The organism is Agromyces sp. NSFZ (assembly GCF_056156205.1).
Genome location: NZ_CM149585.1, coordinates 2,030,908 through 2,052,924, shown reverse-complemented (window position 1 = coordinate 2,052,924; position 22,017 = coordinate 2,030,908). Strand labels below are relative to the sequence as shown.

Genomic DNA, 22,017 nt, shown 5'->3' with positions numbered 1-22,017 from the left:
GCGGACGCGACGGGCAGGCTCGTAGCCATCACCGACCGCACCTGGTCACCGAAAGGAAATCATCATGAGCACCACCATCGACAGCACCACCGGCATCCGGCCGTTCACGGTCGAGTTCTCGCAGGAACAGATCGACGACGCGCGCCGGCGCATCGCGGCGGCACGATTCCCGAGCCGGGAGCTCGTTCCGGACCGCTCGCAGGGCGTGCAGCTCGCGACGCTGCAGGAGCTTGCGCGGTACTGGTCGGACGAGTACGACTGGCGCCGCGTCGAACGACGGTTGAACGCGCTGCCGCAGTTCACGACCGAGATCGACGGAGTCGAGATCCACTTCATCCACGTGCGGTCACCGCACGCGAACGCGATGCCGCTGATCATGACGCACGGCTGGCCGGGTTCGGTCATCGAGCTGCTGGACACCATCGGCCCGCTCACCGACCCGACCGCGCACGGCGGCTCCGCCGAGGACGCGTTCCACGTCGTGCTGCCGTCCCTGCCGGGCTACGGCTTCTCCAGCGCACCGACGGAGCTCGGCTGGGAGAACGGACCCATCGCCAGCGCATGGGGCAAGCTGATGGCCCGCCTCGGGTACACGCGCTACGTCGCCCAGGGCGGTGACGTCGGCGCCGCGGTCACCGACGCGATGGGCCGTCAGGGCCCCGACGGTCTGGTCGGCATCCACATGAACCTGCTCGCCCTCGCGATCGGCGTCAAGGACATCCTGCCGGCCGAGTCGGAGCCGGAGCGTGCCGCGCACGCCGCCCTCGAGACGTTCACCACGGACGGCTTCGGCTACTTCCTCGAGCAGTCCACCAGGCCGCAGACCATCGGCTACTCGCTGCTCGACTCGCCGACCGGCCTCGCCGCCTGGATGCTCGACCACGACACCGACAGCTACCTCAAGATCACCCGCGCGTTCGTCGACGGCGACCCCGTCGGCAACCTCACCCGGGACCAGATCCTGGACAACATCGCGTTGTACTGGCTGACGGGCACCGGCGCGTCGGCCGCCCGCTGGTACTGGGAGTTCGGCCGGTTCCTGGCCGCCGCCCACGGGCACACTCCGCCGCCGGTGCAGGTCCCGGTCACGTTCACGACCTTCCCGGGCGAGCTCTTCCCGTCGCCGCGCACGTGGGTCGAGACGGTCTACCCGACGACCACGTACTTCAACGAGGTCGACCGCGGGGGCCACTTCGCGGCATGGGAGGAGCCCGAGCTCTTCACGGCCGAGTTGCGTGCCGCATTCAGGTCGCTGCGCTGATGTTCGCGCTTCGAGCCTACTCACCGAGCGAGCCGGCCCGCCTCGTCTTCGAGGAGGCCCCCTCGCCCGAGCTCGGCCCACGGGATGTCCTGGTCCGGGTGCACGCGAGCGCGGTCAGCCCGGGCGAGCTGGACTGGCCGGGGGTGTGGCTCGACCACGATGCCGCGCCCCGGGCACTGCCGATCGTCCCGGGTCGCGAGGTCGCGGGCGTCGTCGAGGCGGTCGGCCCGCAGGCGACGGGCCTCGCCGTCGGAGACGAGGTCTTCGGGTACCTCGACGCCCATCGTGACGGAGCCGACGCGGAGTACGTCGCCGTCCGGGCCGACACCGGCGAACTCGCACCGAAGCCCGAGTCGCTGACGCACGCGCAGGCGGCGGCGGTCCCGCTGTCCGCCCTGACGGCGTGGCAGGCGCTCTTCGATCAGGGGGATCTCCAGCCCGGTCAGCGAGTGCTCGTCCACGGCGCGGCCGGGGGCGTCGGGACGTTCGCCGTCCAGTTCGCCCGCTGGCGAGGCGCCATCGTCGCGGCGACGAGTTCCGAGCGCGATCGTGCGTTCGTGAGCGAACTCGGAGCCGACACGGTGATCGACTACCGCGGAGCGCGTTTCGAGGACGCCGTGGCGGACGTGGATGTGGTGCTCGACACGGTCGGAGGTGACACGTGGTCGCGATCATGGGACGTGATCCGCCGCGGCGGCCGGCTCGTGTCGATCGCCGTCCCGCGTCCACCCGAGCGCGACGATGGCGACGGACGCCGGGCGATCTGGTTCGTCGTGCGGCCGGATGTCCGGCAGCTGGTCGAGATCGGCCGGCTGATCGACGCCGGGCTCGTCCGCTCGATCGTCTCGGACGTCCTACCGCTCGCCAGGGGTGCCGAGGCGTACGGACCCGGCGCCCTGCGGAGCGGGCCCGGCAAGGTGGTGCTCTCCGTGGCGGGCGGCTAGGAGGGGCCGCGCGCGCCGATCTGCTCGCCGGGAGCCACGAGCTCCCGGCGAGCACGCGCGTCGTGCGGCATTCGCCGTGCCTAGCCGGGGACCGGTTCGTAGGCGGGGAGCGAGCTCCGCAGAGCTCTGCGCGAGTTGATCTGAAGCTTGAGGAAGACCTTCTTGAGGTGCCACTCGACGGTGCGCGGACTCAGATAGAGGGTGGCACCGATCTCGGCGTTCGTCCTCCCGTCTGCAGCCAGTCGCGCCACATGCGCTTCCTGCGGCGTGAGCTCCTCGTGCTGTGCCTGAGAGCGCTTGCGCACCGTCGCCCCGGTCGCGACCAGCTCGTGCCGAGCACGTTCCGCGAACCCTTCGGCACCCATGTCCGCGAACATCGAATGCGCGATCCGCAGTTGTTCGCGGGCGTCGACCCGCCGACCCTCGCGTCGAAGCCATTCGCCGTACACCAGATGCGTCCGTGCCACCTCTGGACGCAGTCGCGTGGCACTGAGGCATCGCATCGCCTCGAGGTAGTGCGATTCGGCGTCGGCCGGCTCACTGAGCAGGGCGGTCGATCGCTCCCAGATTCCGACCGCCCACTCGGTCGCGCCCACGCTCGCGCTCGCCGTGACCCGCTCGAGCGCTTCCGCGGCCCGGTGCGGTTGACCGAGCCGAGCGGCGGCCTCGACGTGTTCGGCCGAGGCGAAGACGGAGACGAACCAGTCGGGCCAGGCAGCCCATGCTCGCTCAGCGGCATCCAATGCCTCGTCATACCTGCTCAGACCGTTCAGGAGCATTGCGCCGGTCCAGTGCGCCCACTGGATCCCGAAGCCCGACCCGCTCACGCCCGCGTTCCGTCTGGCCTCCTCGAGCAGTGTGAAACCCTCGGATTCACGACCGCGAAGAGCCGCCAGCAGCATCCCCCCGAATGGAGGAACCCGACTGCCGATCGCCTGGTTCACCGCACCTGCCTCAGCACACAGGCGGAGCGCGGCTTCGAACTCGCCCGTCATGGCCATCGTGATCGCGGAACCGTTCAGGCCGAACGCGAGGGGGGTCAGGGCTCCCGCTTCTCGGGCCAGACGCAACTGCCGCATCGTGGTCATGTTCCGGGTCTCGAAGTCCCAGAGCTCGAGCGCGGCACATGAGGCGATCACGCTCCACTGCATTCCCCGGTCGATCGGAAGGTCCTCGGCGAGGAACTCGCCGAGCCCGCGCCGCAGGATGGGTGCCGCCGCCTCGCGACCGTCGGTCATCAGCACGGACATCCCGTACAGGAGGAGATCGGTGCCGTGCTGACCGGCGCCGAAGAGTCCCCGGCTGCGCACCACGCGGGAGACCTCGCGCATGTCGGCACTGGCGCGGTCGCCCGCGAAGAGCGCCGCGCCCCATGCGTCGAGGTAGGACTCGCGCGAAAGAACCTGGTCGAGCGGCTCCAGCCGCTCCGCCGCCGCGAGCAGGAGTGCCGGCGCCTCGTCGAGCGATCCCGAGGCGGATGCGATCTGCGCGCGCATCAGGTCGGCCCGAGCGTGGTGCAGCGCGTCGAACGTGGATGAATCGGCCGTGTGAAGCACGTGCAGCGCCGACTCGAATTCGCCGGCGTGAATGCTCGCCTGCGCTGCCGCGAGGGCGCGTTCCGCCCGGGCGGTGGAATCGCTCGTCAACTCCGCCGAGCGCGTGAGGAACGCCGCCGCCGCCGAGAGACCGCCTCGGGCACGTGCCCGCCCCGCCGATCGCTCCAGTTCCAGGGCCACGGTCTCGTCCGGTCCGATGGTCGCCGCTGCGAGATGCCATGCGCGTCGATCAGGCTCGGCCTGCGGGTCGATCGATTCTGCGAGGGCGAGGTGCACGGCGCGCCGATCGTGCGGCGAGGCGGCTCGGTAGACCGCGGAGCGCACGAGCGGGTGCCGGAACCGTACGCCGCTGTCGACCGTGAGCAGGCCCTCGCTCTCCGATGCTTCGGCCGCGGAGGCATCGATGCCGAGCCGAGCTGCTGCACGCCAGAGCAGCAACGGATCGTCGGCCGGCTCGGCAGCGGCGAGGAGGAGCAGGAATCGAGCCTCTCGGGAGAGTGCCTCCAAGCGAGCGAGGAAGGCATCCTCGATGCGCTCGGGAAGCCCACGCTCGTCGCGCAGCACGAAGGCACCCGGGAGTTGTGCCGAGCTCAGCCGCTGCGGCAGCTCCAGCAACGCGAGCGGATTGCCCCGGGTCTCCGTGAGCAGGCGATCACGCACACGGGCATCGAGTCCACCGGGGATGACCGTTCGGAGAAGTGCCCGAGCCTCGTCCTCGGCGAGACCCTCCAATCGCAGTTCAGGCAGACCGTCGAGCTCGCGGTTCAGCGCCGGCTCGCGGACGGCGAACACCATGGCGATCGAATCTCCGAGCAGGCGTCTCGCGACGAAGGCGAGGGCCCGGGCGGAGGCGCTGTCGACCCACTGCGCATCATCGATGAGGCAGAGCATCGGCTGCTCTGCGGCTGCCTCCGAGAGCAGGGTCAACGCGGCGAGGGAGACGAGGAACGGGTCTGGAGTCTCCCCGTCGATCAGCCCCAGCGCGACGCTCAGCGCCACCTCCTGGGGTGCCGGAATCGTGCCCACTCGATCGAGGATCGGCCGGCAGAGCTGATGCAAGGACGCGAACGGCAGTTGCATCTCCGACTGCACCCCGGAGATGCGGCGAAGTTGGAGGCCGGTGGCCTGATGGGCGCAGTGGCGCAGGAGGCTCGTCTTGCCGATTCCGGCTTCGCCACGGATCACCAGAACCGCCCCATGCCCGCGTCGAGCGTCCGCCAGGAGGTCGTCGAGCACGCGCCGCTCCCTCGCACGCCCGATGAAGACCCTGTCGTCACGTTCGTCCATGCGGAGGCCTCCTTGCAGACCGCCCTCACGATCCCGACGCCGCAGGATCGTGGCACTCCGAATCGAACGGTCACGTTGCCCGGGGGTGCTCGCTGTCGTGGCTTGCTGACGAGGGAGCGTGGTGGGCCGAGTTCGCGTCCTTGCCTCAGGGTATCGGAGCCGGGTCACCGGCGGCAGGGAGACGGCGAATCCTCAGCCGCGACGACACCACCGACGCACGGGTGGGCGCTTCGCGGCGAGCGACCAAACAGAGGAACCGACATCTTGTCGCTGCCGCGCACCGCGGGCGTACCATCGATAAGAAGTCGTCTGGCATCTCCGGGACGCCGCCCGGAGTGGCACACGCTCCGGCTCGAGCATCGGAGCAGAAATGGCCGGCACGCCGTTCAGGTGCAGTCTGGGATTGCACAAGTGGATCGTGCAGCACGAGCCGGAGAGTGGCGGGGCGTTTCACGTCTGCGCTCGTTGCGGAAAAGAGAGAAACCCCGACGGCTTCATACCTCCGACCTCCGGCGTCGGCCTCGGCTGAATCCCCCGGTCGGACATCGGGCTCGGTCCGGCGCGCGCCGCACCGGCCCCTTCGGTGCGTCCCCTAGACGAAGAATCTCGGACCGTGCAAGGGGTTGGGCCCCGCAACGCGCTGTATGTATGTTCGTGAGATGTCATCACCTCTCGAGCAGCTGGCGCCCGCGCTCGACATCGACGCCCGGCTCACCGAGATCGAGCGCCGTGTGAACCTGCTCGTCAACGTCACGCCACTCAACGCGGCGGAGGCGTGGGCGGACTTCGAACGCAGTGACTTCGGCACGGCTCCGACGCTGCGGCTGCGGCCGTTGGACTTCGACCCGGACCTGGCGCAGCGTGACCTGTACGACCTCGAGGTCGAGAACGTGGACGATCCGGCGCTGCACACGCTCTTCCGGGCGAAGCGGGACGAGATCGCCCGGCAGATCACCGCGTTGGAGGACCGCGACACGTCACGGTTCCTCTACGGATCACTCCAGCTCTACGGAACGGTGGCCCCTCCGCTGGCCGCGGCGGCCGAGGAGTTGCTCGAAACCATCCCCCCGCAGGCGCCCAGCACCCAGACCGTCACGGCCGGGGCGTTCGCCGACGCGGCCCGTGCGGAGTTCGAGCGCTACCGCACCATGTACCCGGACTTCCCGGTCCGCGTCGAGGTACGGGACGACATCTCCGAGCTGATGGTGTCGTTCGGCCGCCTGCTCATCCCGGAGTCCGCCGCCTTCCGGGCCGACCGGGTCGAGCCGTTGCTGCACCACGAGGTCGGCACCCATGTGGTCACCTACCAGAACGGTGCCCGGCAGCCACTGACGCTGCTGACCATCGGCCTGCCCGGTTACGACGAGACCCAGGAGGGCCTCGCCGTGCTCGCCGAGTACCTGACCGGCGGACTGGACCCGCGGCGGCTGCGCGTGCTCGCGGCGCGAGTGGTCGCCGTCGGCAAGATGCTCGACGGCGCCGGCTTCCTGGATATCTTCGAGTCGCTCCGGGCCGACCACCGCATGCCGGCACGGACCGCCTGGTCCATCGCCATCCGGGTCGTCGTCGGGGGCGGTTTCGTGAAGGACGCGATCTACCTGCGCGGCATCACGCGCATCCTCGACGCCCTCGCCGAGGGCAGCCGCCTCGACGTCCTGCTCGTCGGCAAACTCGCCTTGGATCACATCCCCCTCGTGCAGGACCTGCTCGACCGCGAGGTGCTGCACGCACCGTGGGTTCGGCCACGCTGGCTGGACGTGCCCGGTGCACAGGAGCGTCTGGAGAGGCTGCGCGAGGGCGCGACGGTCACCGAACTCTACGAAGGAGACGTGGCGGCATGAGGCTCGCATTTCTCGTCAACGACGTCGACACCGAGGTGGACGAGTACGCGACCACCCGACTCGCCAGGGCCGCAGCCAGGGGCGGGCACGAGACCTGGTACGTCGGCGTCGGGGACGTCGAGTTCGGCAGCAGCGACGGGCTGTTCGCGGCCAGGGCTCGCGCCGCGAGGTGGAAGAGCGACGACACCCTCGCGAGCTTCATGGAGGAGATCAAGGCGCGCGACGCCGAGCGGATCGTCATGGACGACCTGGATGTGCTCTTCCTGCGCAACGAGTCGATCGACGACCTGCAGGAGCGTCCGTGGGCCAGCCCGATGGGCGTGGTGTTCGGACAGATGCTCGCAGACCGAGGTGTGACGGTGGTCAACGATCCGAACACCCTCCATCGAGCGACCAGCAAGCTCTACCTGGAGGAGTTCCCCGAGAAGATCCGACCACGGTCGCTGGTGACACGGGATCCGGAGGCGATCGAGCGGTTCGTCGACGAAGTCGGCCACTGCGTCGTCAAACCGCTGTACGGGGCAAAGGGCCGCAACGTCTTCATGATCGAGGGCCCGGGAGAGACCAACCTCGCGCAGATGACGGAGGCGGTCCTGCAGGACGGCTATGCCATCATCCAGGAGTTCATCGACGGAGCCGAGGACGGCGATGCCCGGATCTTCCTGCTGGAGGGCCGCATCCTCGAGCGCGACGGCAGGCCGGCAGCCTTTCGACGCGTGCCCACCGGCAACGACCCGCGCGCCAACATCAGCACCGGCGGCCGGTCGGTGCCCCTCGAGGTCGGTGGGGCCGAGCTCGGCATCGTCGAGGCGATGGGCGACAAGCTCGTCGCCGATGGCATGTTCCTCGTGGGCATCGACGTGATCGGCAGCAAGGTGGTGGAGATCAACGCGGAGAGTCCCGGCGGGTTCCAGAGCGTCGAGAGGCTCTACGACATCGACATCGCCGAGACCGTCATCGAAGCACTGGAGCGCCGCGCGAGCGGACGGGGTGCTCACTGAGCAGGAACGGCGCGGACTTCTCAGTGCGCGGTTGTATGCGCCCACATGCCGCGGGTGACGTTCGCCGGGCCCCGCTTCGCGGCACACGGATGTGGTCGAGCACCCGTGGTCATCATCGCGGTGTCGTTGACATTGCCGCCGGTGAGCACCCATCCCAGCGGGGCGTCCCCGACCGTCGGCGACGAGGTGGACCTGGGTAGCGGAGCTCCATCGCTGCTTGATCCGCGGCCGGCCAGCCCGTGACCAGATCGAACCGTACAGGCGCTCGTGCACATTGAATACGAACCCCGGTGTGAGCATTTGGTCGAGTTCGGCTGCCGGAACTGCGGACGGAGGGGCTCGACGAACTCTCGGTGACGCCGATCGCCGACCAGCTCGCGGCGAGGGCGGTGCCGGCGGGCATCTTCTGAGTCAGCGCGAATCCGCGGGCGAGAGCGCCGAGTCCCACGCGAGCCGGCTGGCAGCCTCGCCCCGTCCCGTGCGAACCCGGTACGACGACCAGCGCGCGTACGTCCCGTCGGCCCGTCGGGCGAGCACGGGCACCGCCCGTACGAGCACGCCGTCGCGCGGGATCTCCTCGCCCGGGAACTCGAGCGGCGTCGGCCGGAGCGTGACGCCGACGGGCAGCACCTTCTCGCCGTCGCGCAGCAGCGCCGCCTTTCGCAGCGAGACCGCTCCGGGCCGCGGGGCCACCGGGACAAGCGGGATCCACTGCGCGGGGGTGCGCGACTGCAGCCGGTAGACGCGATCGTTCGGATCGGCCGTGTCGGGCCAGGGGTCGGGCGGCGGCTGCGGCTCAGCGGCGCGTCGTCGCGGAGCCCCGTCGGCGCCCGGTACGACGTCCTCGATGGCCCAGGCGAGGTTCGCCTGCTCGTCGCGCAGGAAGGAGAGTTCCTCAAGGGGCGTGCCCTCGAGCGGCCTCGGTGCGGTGGGCGGCAGCACGATCCCGGGCAGCAGGCCGCCGCCGCCCGCGACCCGGAACAGCGCGAACCGGCCGGTGGGCAGTTCGTCGACCGGCTCCTCCTCGCCGAAGTCGTCGCGCAGCACGACCGACGTGATCCGGTCGAGTGCCCCGAGCAGCCCGTCGACCGGGACCACGAGCCAGTCGTCGCCCGACGTCATCGCGAACTCGGCGAGCGCGAGGCGGGCCAGGTCGTGCGGCTGCGCCTCGATCGCGCCCAGGTCGACCGCGGCGTCCTCGAGCTGCCAGTAGCGGTCGGCGGGCATCCCGGGGAATCGCAGCGGCGTCGCGAGCATCGTGCCGCTCGCCTCGACGGGCCGTCCGTCGGGTGCCCCGTCGGGCAGTGGCCCCTCGCCGCCCGGGCCGGGCTGCACCCACTCGAGATCGCTCCAGCGCACCACGGCCGATCCGAACTGCGTGCCGCGGACGACCGCCGACTCCTCGTCGCCGCCGAACCGCAGCGCGAAGCGGTACTCGAGCCGCTCGAGCGACCACGCTCCGCCCGATCCGCCGCGGGCCACGCCACCGCCCGCGGCAGCGGGATCGTCGAGCAGCCAGTCGCGCCAGTCCGCGATCACCGCACGGACGAGCCCGGGGTGGACGGCGCCGGTCACCCAGTCCGGCTCGCCCGGAGCGGCGGCCGCGAGCTCCTCGGCGATCGCGATCCCGTCGGGGACGGCGGCCCCGAGCACCGCGACGAGGCGGCGGGCGGCCCGGACGTCGTCGAGACGGGTGCGCAGCGCGTCGCGCCACGCCTCGGCATCGGCGCCCTCCGGCGCGGGGTGCAGTCGCTCGAGCACCGCCACCCGGTCCGCGTCGGCCGCCGGGTCGACGACGAGCGGATGCCTCGCCACGAGCAGGCCCCCGAGGTCGGCTGGCGCCCCCGCCGCCTCGAGGAGTTCGACGAACTGGGCGCCGGCATCCGCTCGGCGACGCAGCCCGCGCTCGAAGCCGAGGCCCGGCACGTCCTGTACGACCTCTTCGAGGAGCGCGCCGGCCCGCCACGGCCGCCACTGCGGGGCGGCGGCGTCCGCGTCGGCGGCGCCGAGCGGAGCCCACGCCGTGATCGGGAGTGACCGGGCGGCCACCCGCACCGAGACCGCCGAGCCGGCGTCCTCGCCGATGAGCTCGCCGAACTGCCACTGCCGCGCCAGCATCCACGCGGGGTCGGCGATCCGGGCTTCCACGCCCGGCTTCGGGTCGCCGGTGGTCGAGTCGGGCTCGAGCCGCATCAGCGCGGGCGGCTCGGCGGGCGAGAGACCCTCGACGAGTTCCGCGAGCCTCACATCGGCGATGCCCGTGACGATGATCTTCCGGGGATCCGGCATCAGTCCGCCTCCCTGAGGAACGGTGCGATCGAGACATCCCATTCGACGACGCCCAGCGAGCCGAGGTGCAGGCCCTTGCGACCCTGCAACCAAGGGCTCGCGACGTACGCGGCGGGCAGCAGCACGGCATCGCCTGGCACCTGCTCGAAGGTCACCGTGCGCGCCTTCGCGAGATCGACGGCGGCGAGCACGGCGTCGACGACCCGGTCGGTGGTCCACCGCGCGCCGTCGGGTGAGACCGCCGAGAGCACCACGTGCGGCGCCCGCGCCGACGCCTGGTTCGCCTGCACCGCGAGCCCGGTGGTCGCCCGGGCGTTGCGGACCTCGACCGGATGCGGCGATGCGGACGGGTCGAGGGCCGACGCGTCGGGCTGGAACGGGAGCGCCTCGACCCAGGCGTCGAACACCAGCCCCGCCACCGGGCCGGCGACCGCGGCACGGTCGGCGGGAGGCTCCACCAGTAGGTGGTTCGCCGTCGACGTCGGCCACGGCACGTCGTCGGGCAGCGGGCCGGCGAGCCAGCGGTCGACACCCGACGCGGGAGCCCCATCGGGGGCGACCCGCTCGGTGAGCTGCACGACCTCGATCGGCTGCGGCCGGCCGAGCGCACGTGCGAACAGGCGCAGCTCGCCGAGCCCGGCCATGCCGGCCAGCACGGTCGCATGATCGCGCACGAAGCGGCCGACGGCCGTCGCCGCGGGCTGGGGGAACACCGGCTCGCCGAACGCGAGGGCGAACGCGTCGGCACCGACGCCGGCCGGGTCGCCCGGCACGAGCAGGGGCAGCATCCGAAACCCGTCGCCGAGAACCGCCGCGGCGATCGACGTGCAGCCGTCGACGATCTCCTCGGCGGCCGGCGGCTGCTCGCGCGGCGTCTCCGGCGTGCCGGTGAGGGCCGCACGCAGCGCGCGGGCGCGCGCGAGGCGGGCGGATGCCTCGTGCCAGGCGACCCACGCCCAGGCGACGTTCCCGGCCAGGCGGGGGTCGGCATCAGGTTCGAGCGGCACGCCGAAGGCAGCGAGCGGCTGCAGGGCGAGTGCGATGCCAGCCACCATGGCCGGATCGACGGCGAGCACGGTCGGGTCGAGGGCCGCGATCGTGGGCTCGCTCGCGGCGAGCGCCTCAGCCAGCCCAACGAGCAGCGCGTCGGCGCGGGCGAGCAGGTCGGCCTCGTCGATCCGGCGCTGCGGCGGGGCGCCCGTGCGCACGAGGGTGCCGGGCAGCAGCGGCGAAGCGCCCGCGATCAGGGTGCGCAGGCTCCGGGCGAGCTCGGCGATGAGCAGCACCGGCTGCGACCGATCGGGCCAGGTGGGTCCCCGTTCGGCGGCGAGCGGCGTCGCGCCCAGTCCGGCGATCGCCGCCCGGAGCATCCGGTCGAGGCCCTGTGCATCGCCCGCGAAGACGAGGTCGAGTGCGGCGAGGCCCGCGCCGTCGAGCGTGAGCGGGCCGCCGGCGGTCTCGGCCACAACGACGTCCCCGGCAGCGCCGAGCCGACGCTCCGCCCACGCCTCCAGCCGCGGGTCGGCGAGCGCACGCGGCCGGACGGCCGACCAGCCCGGACTCCCCGACTCGCCGGCGCCCACGAGCGCGAAGGCGGCGTGGGCGAGCTGGCGCATCGGGCGGTGATCGTCGAGCACGTCGAGTTCGGGATCCACGGTGGCGCCGGCGCCCATCGCCTCCATCGCCGCGGAGGCGCGGGAGCTGTTGCCCGAGGCGTACTGCAGCACCGATTCCGCGAGCAGGGCGTCGGAGAGCGCGTCGAGGGCTTCCGCCGCGCCTCGAACGGCGGTCTGGATCCGCGTCCACTCCTCCTGGTCCGGTGCCGTCCAAGGCGTCGTCAGGAAGACGTTTTTCGGCGTCGCCTGGAGCGCCGCTCGAAGCGGCGGGTTCGCGACGTCGAGCTGGTCGACCGGGAACCGGCGGAGGAGCGCGAGCCCGTCGACGACGTCCGCCACCGCGGCGCGCGCCTGCGCCCTCGCGGCGTCGCCGTCGACCTCGGCGAGCTCGTTGCCGCGTTCGTCGGTCGCGAGCGGGGCGAGCTCCCGCAGGCTCAGCTGGAAGCGAGCCGCCGGATGCCCCGCGAGCCCCCGCTCGATGCGGTAGCCGAGGAGGGCCCCGATCGACTGACCGGCCTCGAGCCCCTCGAGCATGCGCCGCACCTCGATGCCGCGCCGGCTCGTGAGGTCGATCGCGAAGGGCTCGGTTCCGGGCTTCGCACCGATCCCGGACTGCTGGGCGCTCGCGAGCACGCCCGCGGCGACCGCGTGCGAGGGGCTCGGCGCGTGCAGCCACCCGGTCGTGCCGCGGCGGGGTGCGCCGAGCCGCACATCCTCGACGTAGCCGAAGGCGCCGAGCGTGATGCCCGCGGCGGCGTCGAGACCGGCGGCGCGCTCGGCCGCGATCCCGATGGCCCAGGCGTCCACACGGTGCGCGGCGAGGTCGAGTGCGTGGGCGACGGCGATGCGTCGCTCCTCCAGCGGCGACGCCGCGAGCTCGCGCATGGCCGCCCGCACCTCGCCCGCGACGCCCGCCCACTCGAAGAGCCCGGAGACGGCGTGCGAACCCACCCATCGGGCCTCGGCCGTGTCGCCGAGATCGAGCGCCACCTGGGCGAGCGAGGTCTGCGCCTCCGCGACCGGCTCGAAGCGGTCGACCGAGAGTTGCTCGGGCGGCTGCGCGTCGAAGTGCTGCACCGCGCGCACCCGGTCGGCGGCCGCGAAGAGCGCGGCCCCTGGAGCGATCGCCTCGCCTTCGCCACCGCCACCAGCCGGGCCGTCGGTCTCGACGGCCGCGGCGACCCCGGCGACGAGCAGGCCGAGGTCATCGCGATCGAGCCCCGCGAGCGCGACGACGGGCTCAAGGAACTCCTCGGGCACGATCTTGGAGCGCTCCCGTTGCACGGCGTCCCACGCGAGGTCGAGTAGGGCCTGCAGCACGCTGTCGACCTCGGGGATTCTCCCGACGAGGATCGCCTCGACGACTTCGGCGTCGCGCACCGACACGAGCGGCAGGTTGATGGTGCGGGTCTCCTCGTGCACCTTCGGCAGGATGAGCCGCTGCGCGAGCGACGGCGACCACTGCGACAGCACGGCGAGCTCGATCATCCGCTCGGCGCCGACGATCTCGGGGCCGAGCCCGAGCGCGGGCGCGACGAGCGAGGCGAGCGGGCCGTCGACGGTCGGGCGGGCGCGTACCCCGACGGCGTGCGGGCTCGTGCCGAGGAGGGCGAGCAGGTCGTCGTCGTCGATCGCGTCGCCCGGGCGGACATGCGGGAGGTCGGCGGCGCGGCGCACCCAGCGGTCGAGCAGCCTGGTCACGAGTCCGACGGATGGGGCCGAGTCCTCGCCGGGCCGCGGTCGCCACCGGCGCAGCGGGGCGACCGGCATCAGGCCGTACGGTTGAGCGCCGATCCGAAGCGCCGGGGCCGGGCCGGCACCGCGCACGTGGTCGCGGTGGAGGCGCCGGGTCGCCGCGAGCGTCGAGGCGTTGGCGCCCTGGACGCCCGCGCGCGCGGCGCGCTGGAGCACCGGCTCCCAAGTGGTGTACCAGAGCGCCGTGTTGGCGGCGCGTTCGGCGGCCTGGAGGCCCGATCGCGCGGTGTCCGGCTCGAGCAGCCGGTGGAGCCCGGCCGCGTCGACGCCGAGCACATGCGCGGCTGCGACCGCGTCGGCGGTGGGGGCGGTGAGCGTCGTCGGCGGCGCGCCCGGTGCCGCCGAGGGCCGGTACGGCGAGCGCTCGGCCTCGGAGTTGTTCGTCGCCGTGCCGTAGGGCAGCAAGCCGAATCCGTCGCCGTAGCGATGGCTCTGGAGCAGCTCGAGCAGTTCCGCCGCGTTCTCCTGTTCGGCGACGCTGCCGCGCACGCCGACCACGACGACTCGGTCGAGCACGCTCGTCCCGGGTGGCAGCGCGAGCTCGACACCGAGGCCGGCGACCACGGCCGCGTCGAAGTCGACGGTCCACTCGGTGCCCACGGGCACCGAGAGGCCGCCCGCCTCGACGAGCTCGTCGAGCGTGTCGAGCGAGATCGGCCGCACCGGCACCTCGGGCGCGATCGCAGAGCCCGATGCCGTCAGCGGCGCACCGCCCCGAGGGAAGACCCGCACGACGAACCGGTCGGGCAGGCAGCGGGCCACGGTGCCCGCGGTCACCTCGACGGGCCGCTCCGGTGACTGGGGTTGCGTCCCCTCCGTGCCGAGGTCACCGAGGTTGCCGGGGGTGGTTGCGGCGGCGATCCAGCCGGCTCGTCGCGCGCCCACTGCCGACACGAGCCTGTCGTGCGCCTCGGCCGCCTCGGTCTCGCCGCGCCAAAGTGCGGACCAGTACGCTTCGCCCGCCGCCCACTCGTCGTCGGTGGTGCTGCGCACGAGGGCATCGAGATGCACCTCGTCGGGCGTGATGCGCACCCGAAGGCTGCTCGTCCCCGGGCGCAGCTTCGTCTCCACGCGCACGGGCAGCAGCACGAGCGGCACCTCGGGCGAGGCGTCGCACGGGTCGATGAGGTCGCGGAACGTGTCGAGGGCACCGGCGCGCTCGACGTCGAGTGCGCGCAGCTCGTCGAACCGGGTGCGCTTCGGGCGGCCCACGAGGCGCCTCCGCTCGGCGGCGAACGACGCGGTGCGCGCTCGGAGGGCGGCGAGTTCACCCGGTACCTCGATCGGCATGATCAGCCCTCCACGTCGATGAGCGACTGCGCTTGGAACGCGACCCGGGTCGGTTGGTGCAGGCGATCCGCGGCGAAGCGCGCAGAGTCGGCGCCGGTGGCGACGAAGGGGCCCTCGCTGTCGCCGGGCCGGTCGAAACGGGCGGCGCTCGGGTGCTCCGCGACGAGGATCCACCAGTCGGGATCGTCGAGCTCCTCGACCGAGAGGTCGATGCCGAGCACGACGAGGTCGTCGTCGAGGCGTTCGGCGAACAGCACCTCTGCCGCCCGCTGCGGGCTCTGCGGTGTCTCGAAGACCGGGCGCTGGCCCGCGGGGGCCTGGCTGCGGACCGCTTGGACGACGAGGTCGGGGAAGCGCCGCACGAGTTCGCCCTTCACGACGATCGCCGCCCGCCCGGGCCGGCCCGCACCCCCAGGCACGCCGCCGATCGAGGTGTGCGATCCGAACGCGGTGCCCGCGCCGAAGCTCCGGATCGGCGTCGTGAGCTCGTCGCGCGCTCGGCTCCAGAAGCGATGAAAGTAGGTCGACCTGCGCTCGGCCGGATACCCCCGCCACAGCAGCTCGCGCGAGAACTCGTCGCTCAGGCCGACGAGGAATGCCTCGACGAACTCCGCGTTCGTCGAGAGCACGGTGACGAAGTCGGATGCCTCGACGAGCCCGAGCCCCGGCACGAGCCAGTCGCGGTCGTAGTCGTCCATGGCCTCGTACATCGGTCGATCGAAGCGCGGCGCGGCGACGATGGGCTCGAGGAACGGCCGATGACGCCACCGCGCATCGAGTTCGGGAGCGAGACGGATCCGTCCCGCGATCGCCGCCCGAATCGTCGCCGCGGGATCGATCGCCGCGACGAGGCCGTCCGCCGCCGTCGTGAGCGACGGCTTGGCCGGGACCTTCGTGAGCTCCAGCACGCCGCCCGCGTCGACGAGCCGGCCGGCGACGTCGCGCACGTCGGCGACCCGCACGGCGGCGACGGACTCGAGCGCGGGGCCGATCGGGGCATCCGCGAGCTCGGCCAACCGCTCGAGCGCGGCGGCCCGGGTGCCCGCGTCGGCCGCGTCGCCGATGTGCTCGAGGCGGCCGACGTCGATCGCCCGCAGACCGGGAACCCGATCGACGATCGCGCGGCCGGCGGCCGCTTCGAGCCGGTCGGCGAGACCGGCGCCACGCAGCACGGCACCGGCCTCAAGGCGCGCACCGCGGAGGCCGCCGGCGCGCCGTCCGCCGAGCAGGATCCCGCCGACATCGACCCCGCCCACGTCGATCCCGCCGACATCGACCCCGCCCACGTCGATCCCGCCGCCCGCCTCGCCGAACCGTTCGAGCAGCCCGTCGTTGAGCTTCGCCGCGGCCGTCTGGAGCCGGGTCGCGATGTCGGTGCCGGCGACGGCTGCCGCGAGCCCGAGCTCGGCGAGCAGCGGCCCGGTGCGCTGCACGCGCACGGCCTCGACTGCGGGATCCGCGTCCGTTCGCAGCAGCGCTTCGCCCCACCGCACGACGACGTCCGCCGCCGGGATGGTGGCCGCCTGCACGTCGCCCCATCGCTCTGGGTGCGAGAGCTGCGTCGCGATTCCGCCCCGATCGAGCGTCGCCCGAGCGGCTTCAACCTCGGCGAGCACGGCGTCGGCGGGGCGTCCGGCCGCCTGGGCAAGCAGGTCGCGGTCGAATCCGCGCAGCACCTCGGCACTCAGGCCGGCGATGCCCTCGGGGTTGCGGTAGACCCGCGTGAAGTCCCGGAGGGCCGCACCCGACCCGACGAGCTCTCCCGCTCGACGCTGCGTCGCGGCATCCGCTCGGCCGACGACCGGGCCCGCCGGGCGGGTGACCCGCCGGAACGCGCCGAATCGCACGGTCTCGGGCGTCGCGCTGGCCGCGATGCCGGCCGCGAGCGTCCGGCCGGGCTGGATCGCCAGTCGCGTCGCGAGCGGGCCGGCGACCGCGACGAGGCGCCCCAGTTCGAGCTGCTCCAGCCGGACGTGCAGCCGGACTGCGAGCTGCTCAGCCGCCTGCGCCAGGCTGATGGCCCGGTTGGCGGCGCGGATGGCGCCGAGCTGCTCCCAGGCCGCCTGCATCAGCGCTTCCTGGTCGCGCTGCACGACGCGCGTGCCGAGGCCCGCGATGATGCGACGCGTGGGGCGCAGGTTGAGCTGCGCGAACCAGTCGGCATCCTCGCCGCCGTCGACGGTCGCGACGCCCCGATGCAGCTTCGCATAGAGCCGGGGGCCGATCACGGGCAGGTCGGCGGGATCGCCGGGATCGCCGTCGACCGCCCCCTCAAGCGCGGCCGGGCGGTCGAGCTCCTCGCGTAGCAGGCCGGTCTGACCGGGGGACCATGCCGCGGCTTCGAGCTTCGCCTGCTCCTCGTCAGCCGTCGTCGGCGAGACGAGTGCGCACCGCAGCACCTGCCGACGGCCGGTCTCCCCGTCGGCGAGACCCGGAAGCGGCGAGCCCGGCTCTGATGCGTCGATGATGCGCCGACCGACCTCCCAGGGCGCTGCGACGCCCTCCAACCGGAGCGCGAGCGAGCGGAAGTCGCCGTCCGCGGCGGTCGTGAACTCCCACCAGTCGTACATGGGCAGCCGAACGGTCCCCGGCGCACCGGGCTGCCATGCGTCGCCCAGGGTGCCGCCGCCGAGGCCCAGGCCGGCCATCACGCCCGCGTCGGTCGTCGGCACGAGCGCCGCCAGGTAACGCGTGTCCTCACGGAGGATGCGCGGCGCGACCAGACGGGAGAGGTTGACGGCCGCGTGCTCGGGCGAGAGCCGCACGCTGATTGGCTTCGAGGCATCCGGGGTGTTGGCCGACGCCTGCGCGTGCGCCCACATCGCCGACCGGGCGAGGTCGGGCAGCTCGGCCGCCGGGATCTCGACCACCGGCAGCGGAGCACCCGGTCCGAGCGACGCGAACACCGCGCTCGCGCGCGGCACGACGACGAGCGCGAGCCAGGGCCGGCCCGCCGGGTCGGCCGCGTTGAACGCCCACGGCAGCTCCGGACGGTCGAACTCGACGTGGGCGAGCACCGACTCCTCGACGTTCATCGACCCGGGCGCGGGGTATCGGCGGATGACCTGCCCGGCATCGATGCCCAACACGTCGCCGGGGCCGAGCACCTCGACCGTGGTCGACGCGGTCTCGGCACCGCCCGCGCTGTCGGCGAGCGGCAGGGTGATCGTGGCCGCGGCGCGCACCCCGTCCGCCGCCGGCGGTGTTGCGACGGTGCCGAGTCCGACGCGAACGATCGGCACGAAGTCCATCGCGTCGAGCACGACCTCGTTCTCGTCGTAGTCCTCGCCGGGGCGGAGCTGGAGCTGCCAGGCATCGGCGACGACCCGGGTCGCTGGGGCGGTGACCGACAGTGGGGCGACGACGGCGCGGGCGAGGGGATCGAGTTCGGCCATGTGAGCTCACCCTCGTAGTGTCATTCGAGCGGTCGGGATGCCCGCGGCGACCGCGACGCCCGCGAGCAGCCCGGCCTCGGTCGTGCTCAGCGCACCGAATCCGCCGAACGCGCCGGGCTCGGCGGCGAGCGCGGTGCCCGCGAGCAGGTCGGCGCCGTCGACTGCGCTCGTGATGATCGAGGCGCCGTGCGGCGCGATCACGACCGGGTCGGGCCGAGGGCTGGGGGGCAGGTACGGGTTCGTCGTCCTGCGGGCCGAACCGGCGAGGCCGATGGCTGCGTACCGTGACGGCGTCGCCCCGACCGGGTCGTCGAACACGGCGAAGCCGCCGGGGTTCGCCGGATCGCGGAGGAATGTGTCGTAGGTCACAGTCGCCCCCACCGCGGACCCGGGTCGCACCTGCGGCGTGGTGGTGGCCGCGAGCCGGCACCCGCCGACGAGCTCCTCGAACCCCGAGCGGGCGAGCAGCGCCTCGCCCTCCAGGTCGAAGTAGTGCCCCGGGGCGAACGCCCGGCGTGCCTCGCTCGCGGCGGCGAGCGCGCCGCCCGACATGACCGGATCGCCGATCGTGACCATGTCCGCGGTGACGGCCGACTCGCCGAGGTGGGAGAGCCTCACGCCGAGCGGCACCGCGCTCTGGGCCGCCTCCACGACGGCGAGCGGGTGCACGACGCGGATCGCGGCATCCTGCTCGGCGACGGTGACCAGCTGCGCGGCGTAACCCGGCAGCTCGAAGCTCCACGCGTCGGGCGAGCGCAGCGCCGTGGCCGCGAGCGCGAGCGCAGAGACGGCCGCCGCGGTCGGGCGCGGCGCGTCGCCCCACTCGATGGGGCCGAGGTCCTCGTCGATCGTCGGCAGGAACCAGACGTCGATCGTGACGTGGCCCTGCATGCGGTACGGCGTCGTGCCCTCGAAGGACCCGCGGAAGCGGACCGACGCGAACGAGTGCCCGAAGATCTCGATCTCGACGCCGAGGTCGATGGCCGTCTTGAAGCCGAAGCGCGGCGACCAGATGAAGATAAGGTCGAGCTGCAGCCAGGCCCTCACCGCGGCGACGCCGAAGTCCGCCGAGAAGTCGCCGCGGACGCCGAGTTGCACACTGCCCGCCGTGACGGCGAAGTACGCGGTGATCTGCAGCTTCATGAACCTCGCGGGCGAGCAGTCGATCGTGACTCGCTGCAGTCCGCGCACGTGGGGCTCGGTGCCGGTGAGCTGTGCGTACTCGGGATGGAATCCGCCGATCGAGAGCTCGAAGCCCTGCTCGCCACCCCATCCGATCCAGAGTCCGAGGTCGCCCGAGATGCGGAACTGGCCGATGCGCGAGTCGCGCATCGAGGCGACCAGCGCGAGATGGTCGGGCGTGATCGCGCAGTACAGGTCGGCGCGGATGTCGGTGATCGGGACCGCCTTCGACGGTGCGCGCACCCGCAGCGATCCGAGCAGCACGAAGACGTCGTCCGGCAGCGCGTACACGACGCCGATCTTGATCTCGACGAACTTCGCCTGCGAACCCCAGCCGAGTTCGGCGATGACGCCGAACAGGTAGCCGTCCTCGCGCGGCGGGAAGATGCGTGCGACCTGGTCGAGCAGCTTCGCGCCATCCTCGATCGGTCGCTCGGGAAAGAGCATCCGGTCGACGACGTGATCCCGCAGCCCGGCGTCGAGCGCGTCGAGATCGACGCCCCGCTCGATGCCCACGATGCCGCCGATGCCGTTGAGGGTGAAGCCGAGGCCGAGCTCGATCGCCGTCGGGAAGCGCACGCCGATGATGAAGACCAGTGAGAACGGCTCGGGCACGAGCACCACGATCGCGGTGAGTCCCACCTTGAGGATCTTGAGCTCGACGATGCCGCCGAACTCGGTGACGGTGAACGGCTGCTGGGTCGCCGGGTTCACATAGGTGCGATCGACGCGCTCGAGGAACCCGCCGCCGGAGACCGGTCCGCTCGCGAGCCGGAGCCCGATGCGCTCCGGCCAGCGGATGTCGACCGATACGTCGTCGTCGCCGTCGTCGAGGAGCCCGCCGAGGTCGAACGCGAACCCCGCACCGGCCACCTGCACGACGAGGGCCTTACCGAACTTCACGACAGTCGCGGTCACGACCTCGACGCCGCGTACCTCGTTCGCGACGCCGCCGCGCTGCGCGCCGATCGCCAACTCGCGGAGATCGACGGCCGGGAACCGGAATTTGACCGGCAGCACCGCCCGGCCGCCGGCGCCGTCGCCGAAGGCGAGGCCGTGCTCGGTGTCGAGCGTGATGACGGTCGGCTGCTCAGGCTTCGCCTCGGGTGTCGCGGGCGCGAGGTTCCTCACCACGGGATCAGCGGTCACGCTCACGCGGACCTTGGTGCGGATGCGGACCCCGATCGACGTCGAGGCCGCCTCGAACCACCTGGGCGGATCGCCGCGCTGGATCAGCGTCGCCTGCTGCTCTGGCGTCGGATTCAGCACCTCGCGCTCGCCGAAGCGCAGGAACGCCTCGATGCTCGACTGGTCGAGCTTCAGTCCGTTGCCGGGGCCGATCGCGGCGGTCGGCAGGTCGAGCACCCGCGCGCTCAGCACGAGCTCCTCGCCGACTCGCTCGGCTGCGACCCTGCTCGTGAGGTCGGCGAGAAGGTTCGGGCGGCCGAAGATCGAGGATCCGAGCTTGTTGAACTTGTTCGCCGCCCCGCTGGCGAGTCCCTTCCAAGGTTTCGTCCACGGGTCCCACAGCTTCATCAGCCTGGTGCGCATTGCCTCGTCGATGCCGCCAGCGCCGTCGCTCGCGAGCTCGGAGGCGACCGCGTCGTACGCGGCATCCATGGTAGCGAGCGCAGTGCCGAGCCGAACCGCGACGCGCTTGCCCGTGTCGAGGTCGAACTCTTCCGCCTCGGCCAAACCGGCTGCCGCTTCCTCGATGTTCCTCCGGATTGACCTGGCGTGCCCCTCGAGGGCGGTCTTCAGCCGGTCGACCCGTTGCGCGCCCGTGTCGATGTCGTCCTTCAGCCGCTGGTAACGGGCCTCGACCTCACTGCCCTGGAGGCTCGTGGCCAGCGAGCCGATGAAGGTCTTCGCGTCGGCGAACTCGCGTTCGGCGATCTCGCTCAGCCGACCGCGGCCGAACGCCTCGATCGCCTTGAGCAGATCGGTATCGGAATCCCCCATGGCTCCCCCGCCCGAGCCTAGTCAGAATGTGGGTGGCCCGCACCTCCGAATCGGCGTCGTCACCGCTCGGCTTGGGCGGCCCCCGCGTCGCACCCTCTCCCGCTGCACGCTCGGACTCGCGCTCCCACTGCCGTAGCTCCGTGCGATCGCCGGTCGTTCGGGGTAACCAATCGATGAAACCAACTCCAACCCTTCGTCCTCTCTGGAAAGAGGTCGCAAGTGGCCACGATCTGGGACGGGGCCCGGATCCGGTTGCGGCGGTGGCAGAGGGGGCGGCGGTCCCGCGTTACCGAGTGCGCCGGGTGCGCCCGGTGCGGTCCCCGGCGAGACAGGCGGGGCGGCCGGGGCAGAAGGGGCGACGCCAACCCCGGCTTCGAGCGATCCACCGTCCGGCGAGTCCGACATCTACGGCCTGCCGTTTCCAGGGTCGTGGATCCTGATGTCCACGCTCACCGCGCGTCCGATCACGAGCGTCGCTTCCTCGTCGATCCGGACCCGTTCGACCGAACCGTCGTGCCTTGCGATCTCGAGAATCGCTGTGCTCATCGCGCCCCAACATGAATCGTGGCGGACCTAGCGACGAGAAGAGTCATGACGTGACCTCACCCCTTCTTCGCTCGAGACGAGTCGAGGTGGCG

Annotated in this window: 9 protein-coding genes; 4 read left to right on the top strand and 5 right to left on the bottom strand. The window is 72.3% G+C overall.

Going from position 1 to position 22,017, the window contains the following annotated elements; genetic code table 11:
• Positions 1-64: 64 nt before the first annotated feature.
• Positions 65-1,261, top strand: coding sequence for an epoxide hydrolase family protein (locus ACVFI9_RS09700; protein WP_474766086.1), 1,197 nt, complete (start codon positions 65-67; stop codon positions 1,259-1,261).
• Entirely contained in the window at positions 1,261-2,205 is a 945-nt protein-coding gene (locus tag ACVFI9_RS09695) for an NADP-dependent oxidoreductase (protein WP_474766084.1), read from the top strand. Before ACVFI9_RS09700 ends, ACVFI9_RS09695 begins: the two co-directional genes overlap by 1 nt.
• Positions 2,206-2,285: 80 nt before the next feature.
• Here the strand turns inward: ACVFI9_RS09695 and ACVFI9_RS09690 are convergent, their stop codons facing one another.
• The gene (locus ACVFI9_RS09690) at positions 2,286-5,048 is read right to left on the bottom strand and encodes an ATP-binding protein (protein ID WP_474766082.1); all 2,763 of its coding nucleotides are present in this window, start codon (positions 5,046-5,048) and stop codon (positions 2,286-2,288) included.
• Between the two features lie 623 nt (positions 5,049-5,671).
• Here ACVFI9_RS09690 and ACVFI9_RS09685 point away from each other — a divergent pair.
• Together ACVFI9_RS09685 and ACVFI9_RS09680 are read left to right on the top strand one after the other, a co-directional pair.
• Positions 5,672-6,889: a flavohemoglobin expression-modulating QEGLA motif protein gene (locus tag ACVFI9_RS09685; RefSeq protein WP_474766081.1), complete on the top strand. Its 1,218-nt coding sequence runs from the start codon at positions 5,672-5,674 to the stop codon at positions 6,887-6,889.
• Complete coding sequence (locus tag ACVFI9_RS09680; protein WP_474766079.1) at positions 6,886-7,890, top strand: ATP-grasp domain-containing protein; 1,005 nt, start codon at positions 6,886-6,888, stop codon at positions 7,888-7,890. Before ACVFI9_RS09685 ends, ACVFI9_RS09680 begins: the two co-directional genes overlap by 4 nt.
• A 411-nt stretch (positions 7,891-8,301) precedes the next feature.
• On the opposite strand, the gene ACVFI9_RS09675 is transcribed toward ACVFI9_RS09680, so the two are convergent.
• Genes ACVFI9_RS09675 through ACVFI9_RS09660 form a run of 4 tightly spaced genes read right to left on the bottom strand, consistent with a single transcriptional unit; the run spans position 8,302 to position 21,379 of the window.
• Entirely contained in the window at positions 8,302-10,179 is a 1,878-nt protein-coding gene (locus ACVFI9_RS09675; RefSeq protein ID WP_474766078.1) for a hypothetical protein, read from the bottom strand.
• A complete protein-coding gene (locus ACVFI9_RS09670; RefSeq protein ID WP_474766076.1) occupies positions 10,179-14,840 on the bottom strand; it encodes a hypothetical protein in 4,662 nt (1,553 codons plus the stop codon). Before ACVFI9_RS09670 ends, ACVFI9_RS09675 begins: the two co-directional genes overlap by 1 nt.
• A gap of 2 nt (positions 14,841-14,842) precedes the next feature.
• Positions 14,843-18,235 (bottom strand): hypothetical protein, encoded by a 3,393-nt coding sequence (locus ACVFI9_RS09665; RefSeq protein ID WP_474766075.1) that lies wholly within the window; start codon positions 18,233-18,235, stop codon positions 14,843-14,845.
• A gap of 6 nt (positions 18,236-18,241) precedes the next feature.
• Positions 18,242-21,379 carry a DUF6603 domain-containing protein gene (locus ACVFI9_RS09660; protein ID WP_474766074.1) on the bottom strand — a complete coding sequence of 1,046 codons (3,138 nt, stop codon included), beginning with the start codon at positions 21,377-21,379 and terminating at the stop codon, positions 18,242-18,244.
• Positions 21,380-22,017 lie beyond the last annotated feature (638 nt).

Excerpts from the sequence above, each read along its gene's own strand:
- ACVFI9_RS09680 (WP_474766079.1), top strand. The coding sequence starts at position 6,886 with ATGAGGCTCGCATTTCTCGTCAACGACGTCGACACCGAGGTGGACGAG.
- ACVFI9_RS09695 (WP_474766084.1), top strand. The coding sequence starts at position 1,261 with ATGTTCGCGCTTCGAGCCTACTCACCGAGCGAGCCGGCCCGCCTCGTC.
- ACVFI9_RS09670 (WP_474766076.1), bottom strand. The coding sequence starts at position 14,840 with ATGCCGATCGAGGTACCGGGTGAACTCGCCGCCCTCCGAGCGCGCACC.
- ACVFI9_RS09660 (WP_474766074.1), bottom strand. The coding sequence starts at position 21,379 with ATGGGGGATTCCGATACCGATCTGCTCAAGGCGATCGAGGCGTTCGGC.
- ACVFI9_RS09675 (WP_474766078.1), bottom strand. The coding sequence starts at position 10,179 with ATGCCGGATCCCCGGAAGATCATCGTCACGGGCATCGCCGATGTGAGG.
- ACVFI9_RS09665 (WP_474766075.1), bottom strand. The coding sequence starts at position 18,235 with ATGGCCGAACTCGATCCCCTCGCCCGCGCCGTCGTCGCCCCACTGTCG.
- ACVFI9_RS09700 (WP_474766086.1), top strand. The coding sequence starts at position 65 with ATGAGCACCACCATCGACAGCACCACCGGCATCCGGCCGTTCACGGTC.
- ACVFI9_RS09690 (WP_474766082.1), bottom strand. The coding sequence starts at position 5,048 with ATGGACGAACGTGACGACAGGGTCTTCATCGGGCGTGCGAGGGAGCGG.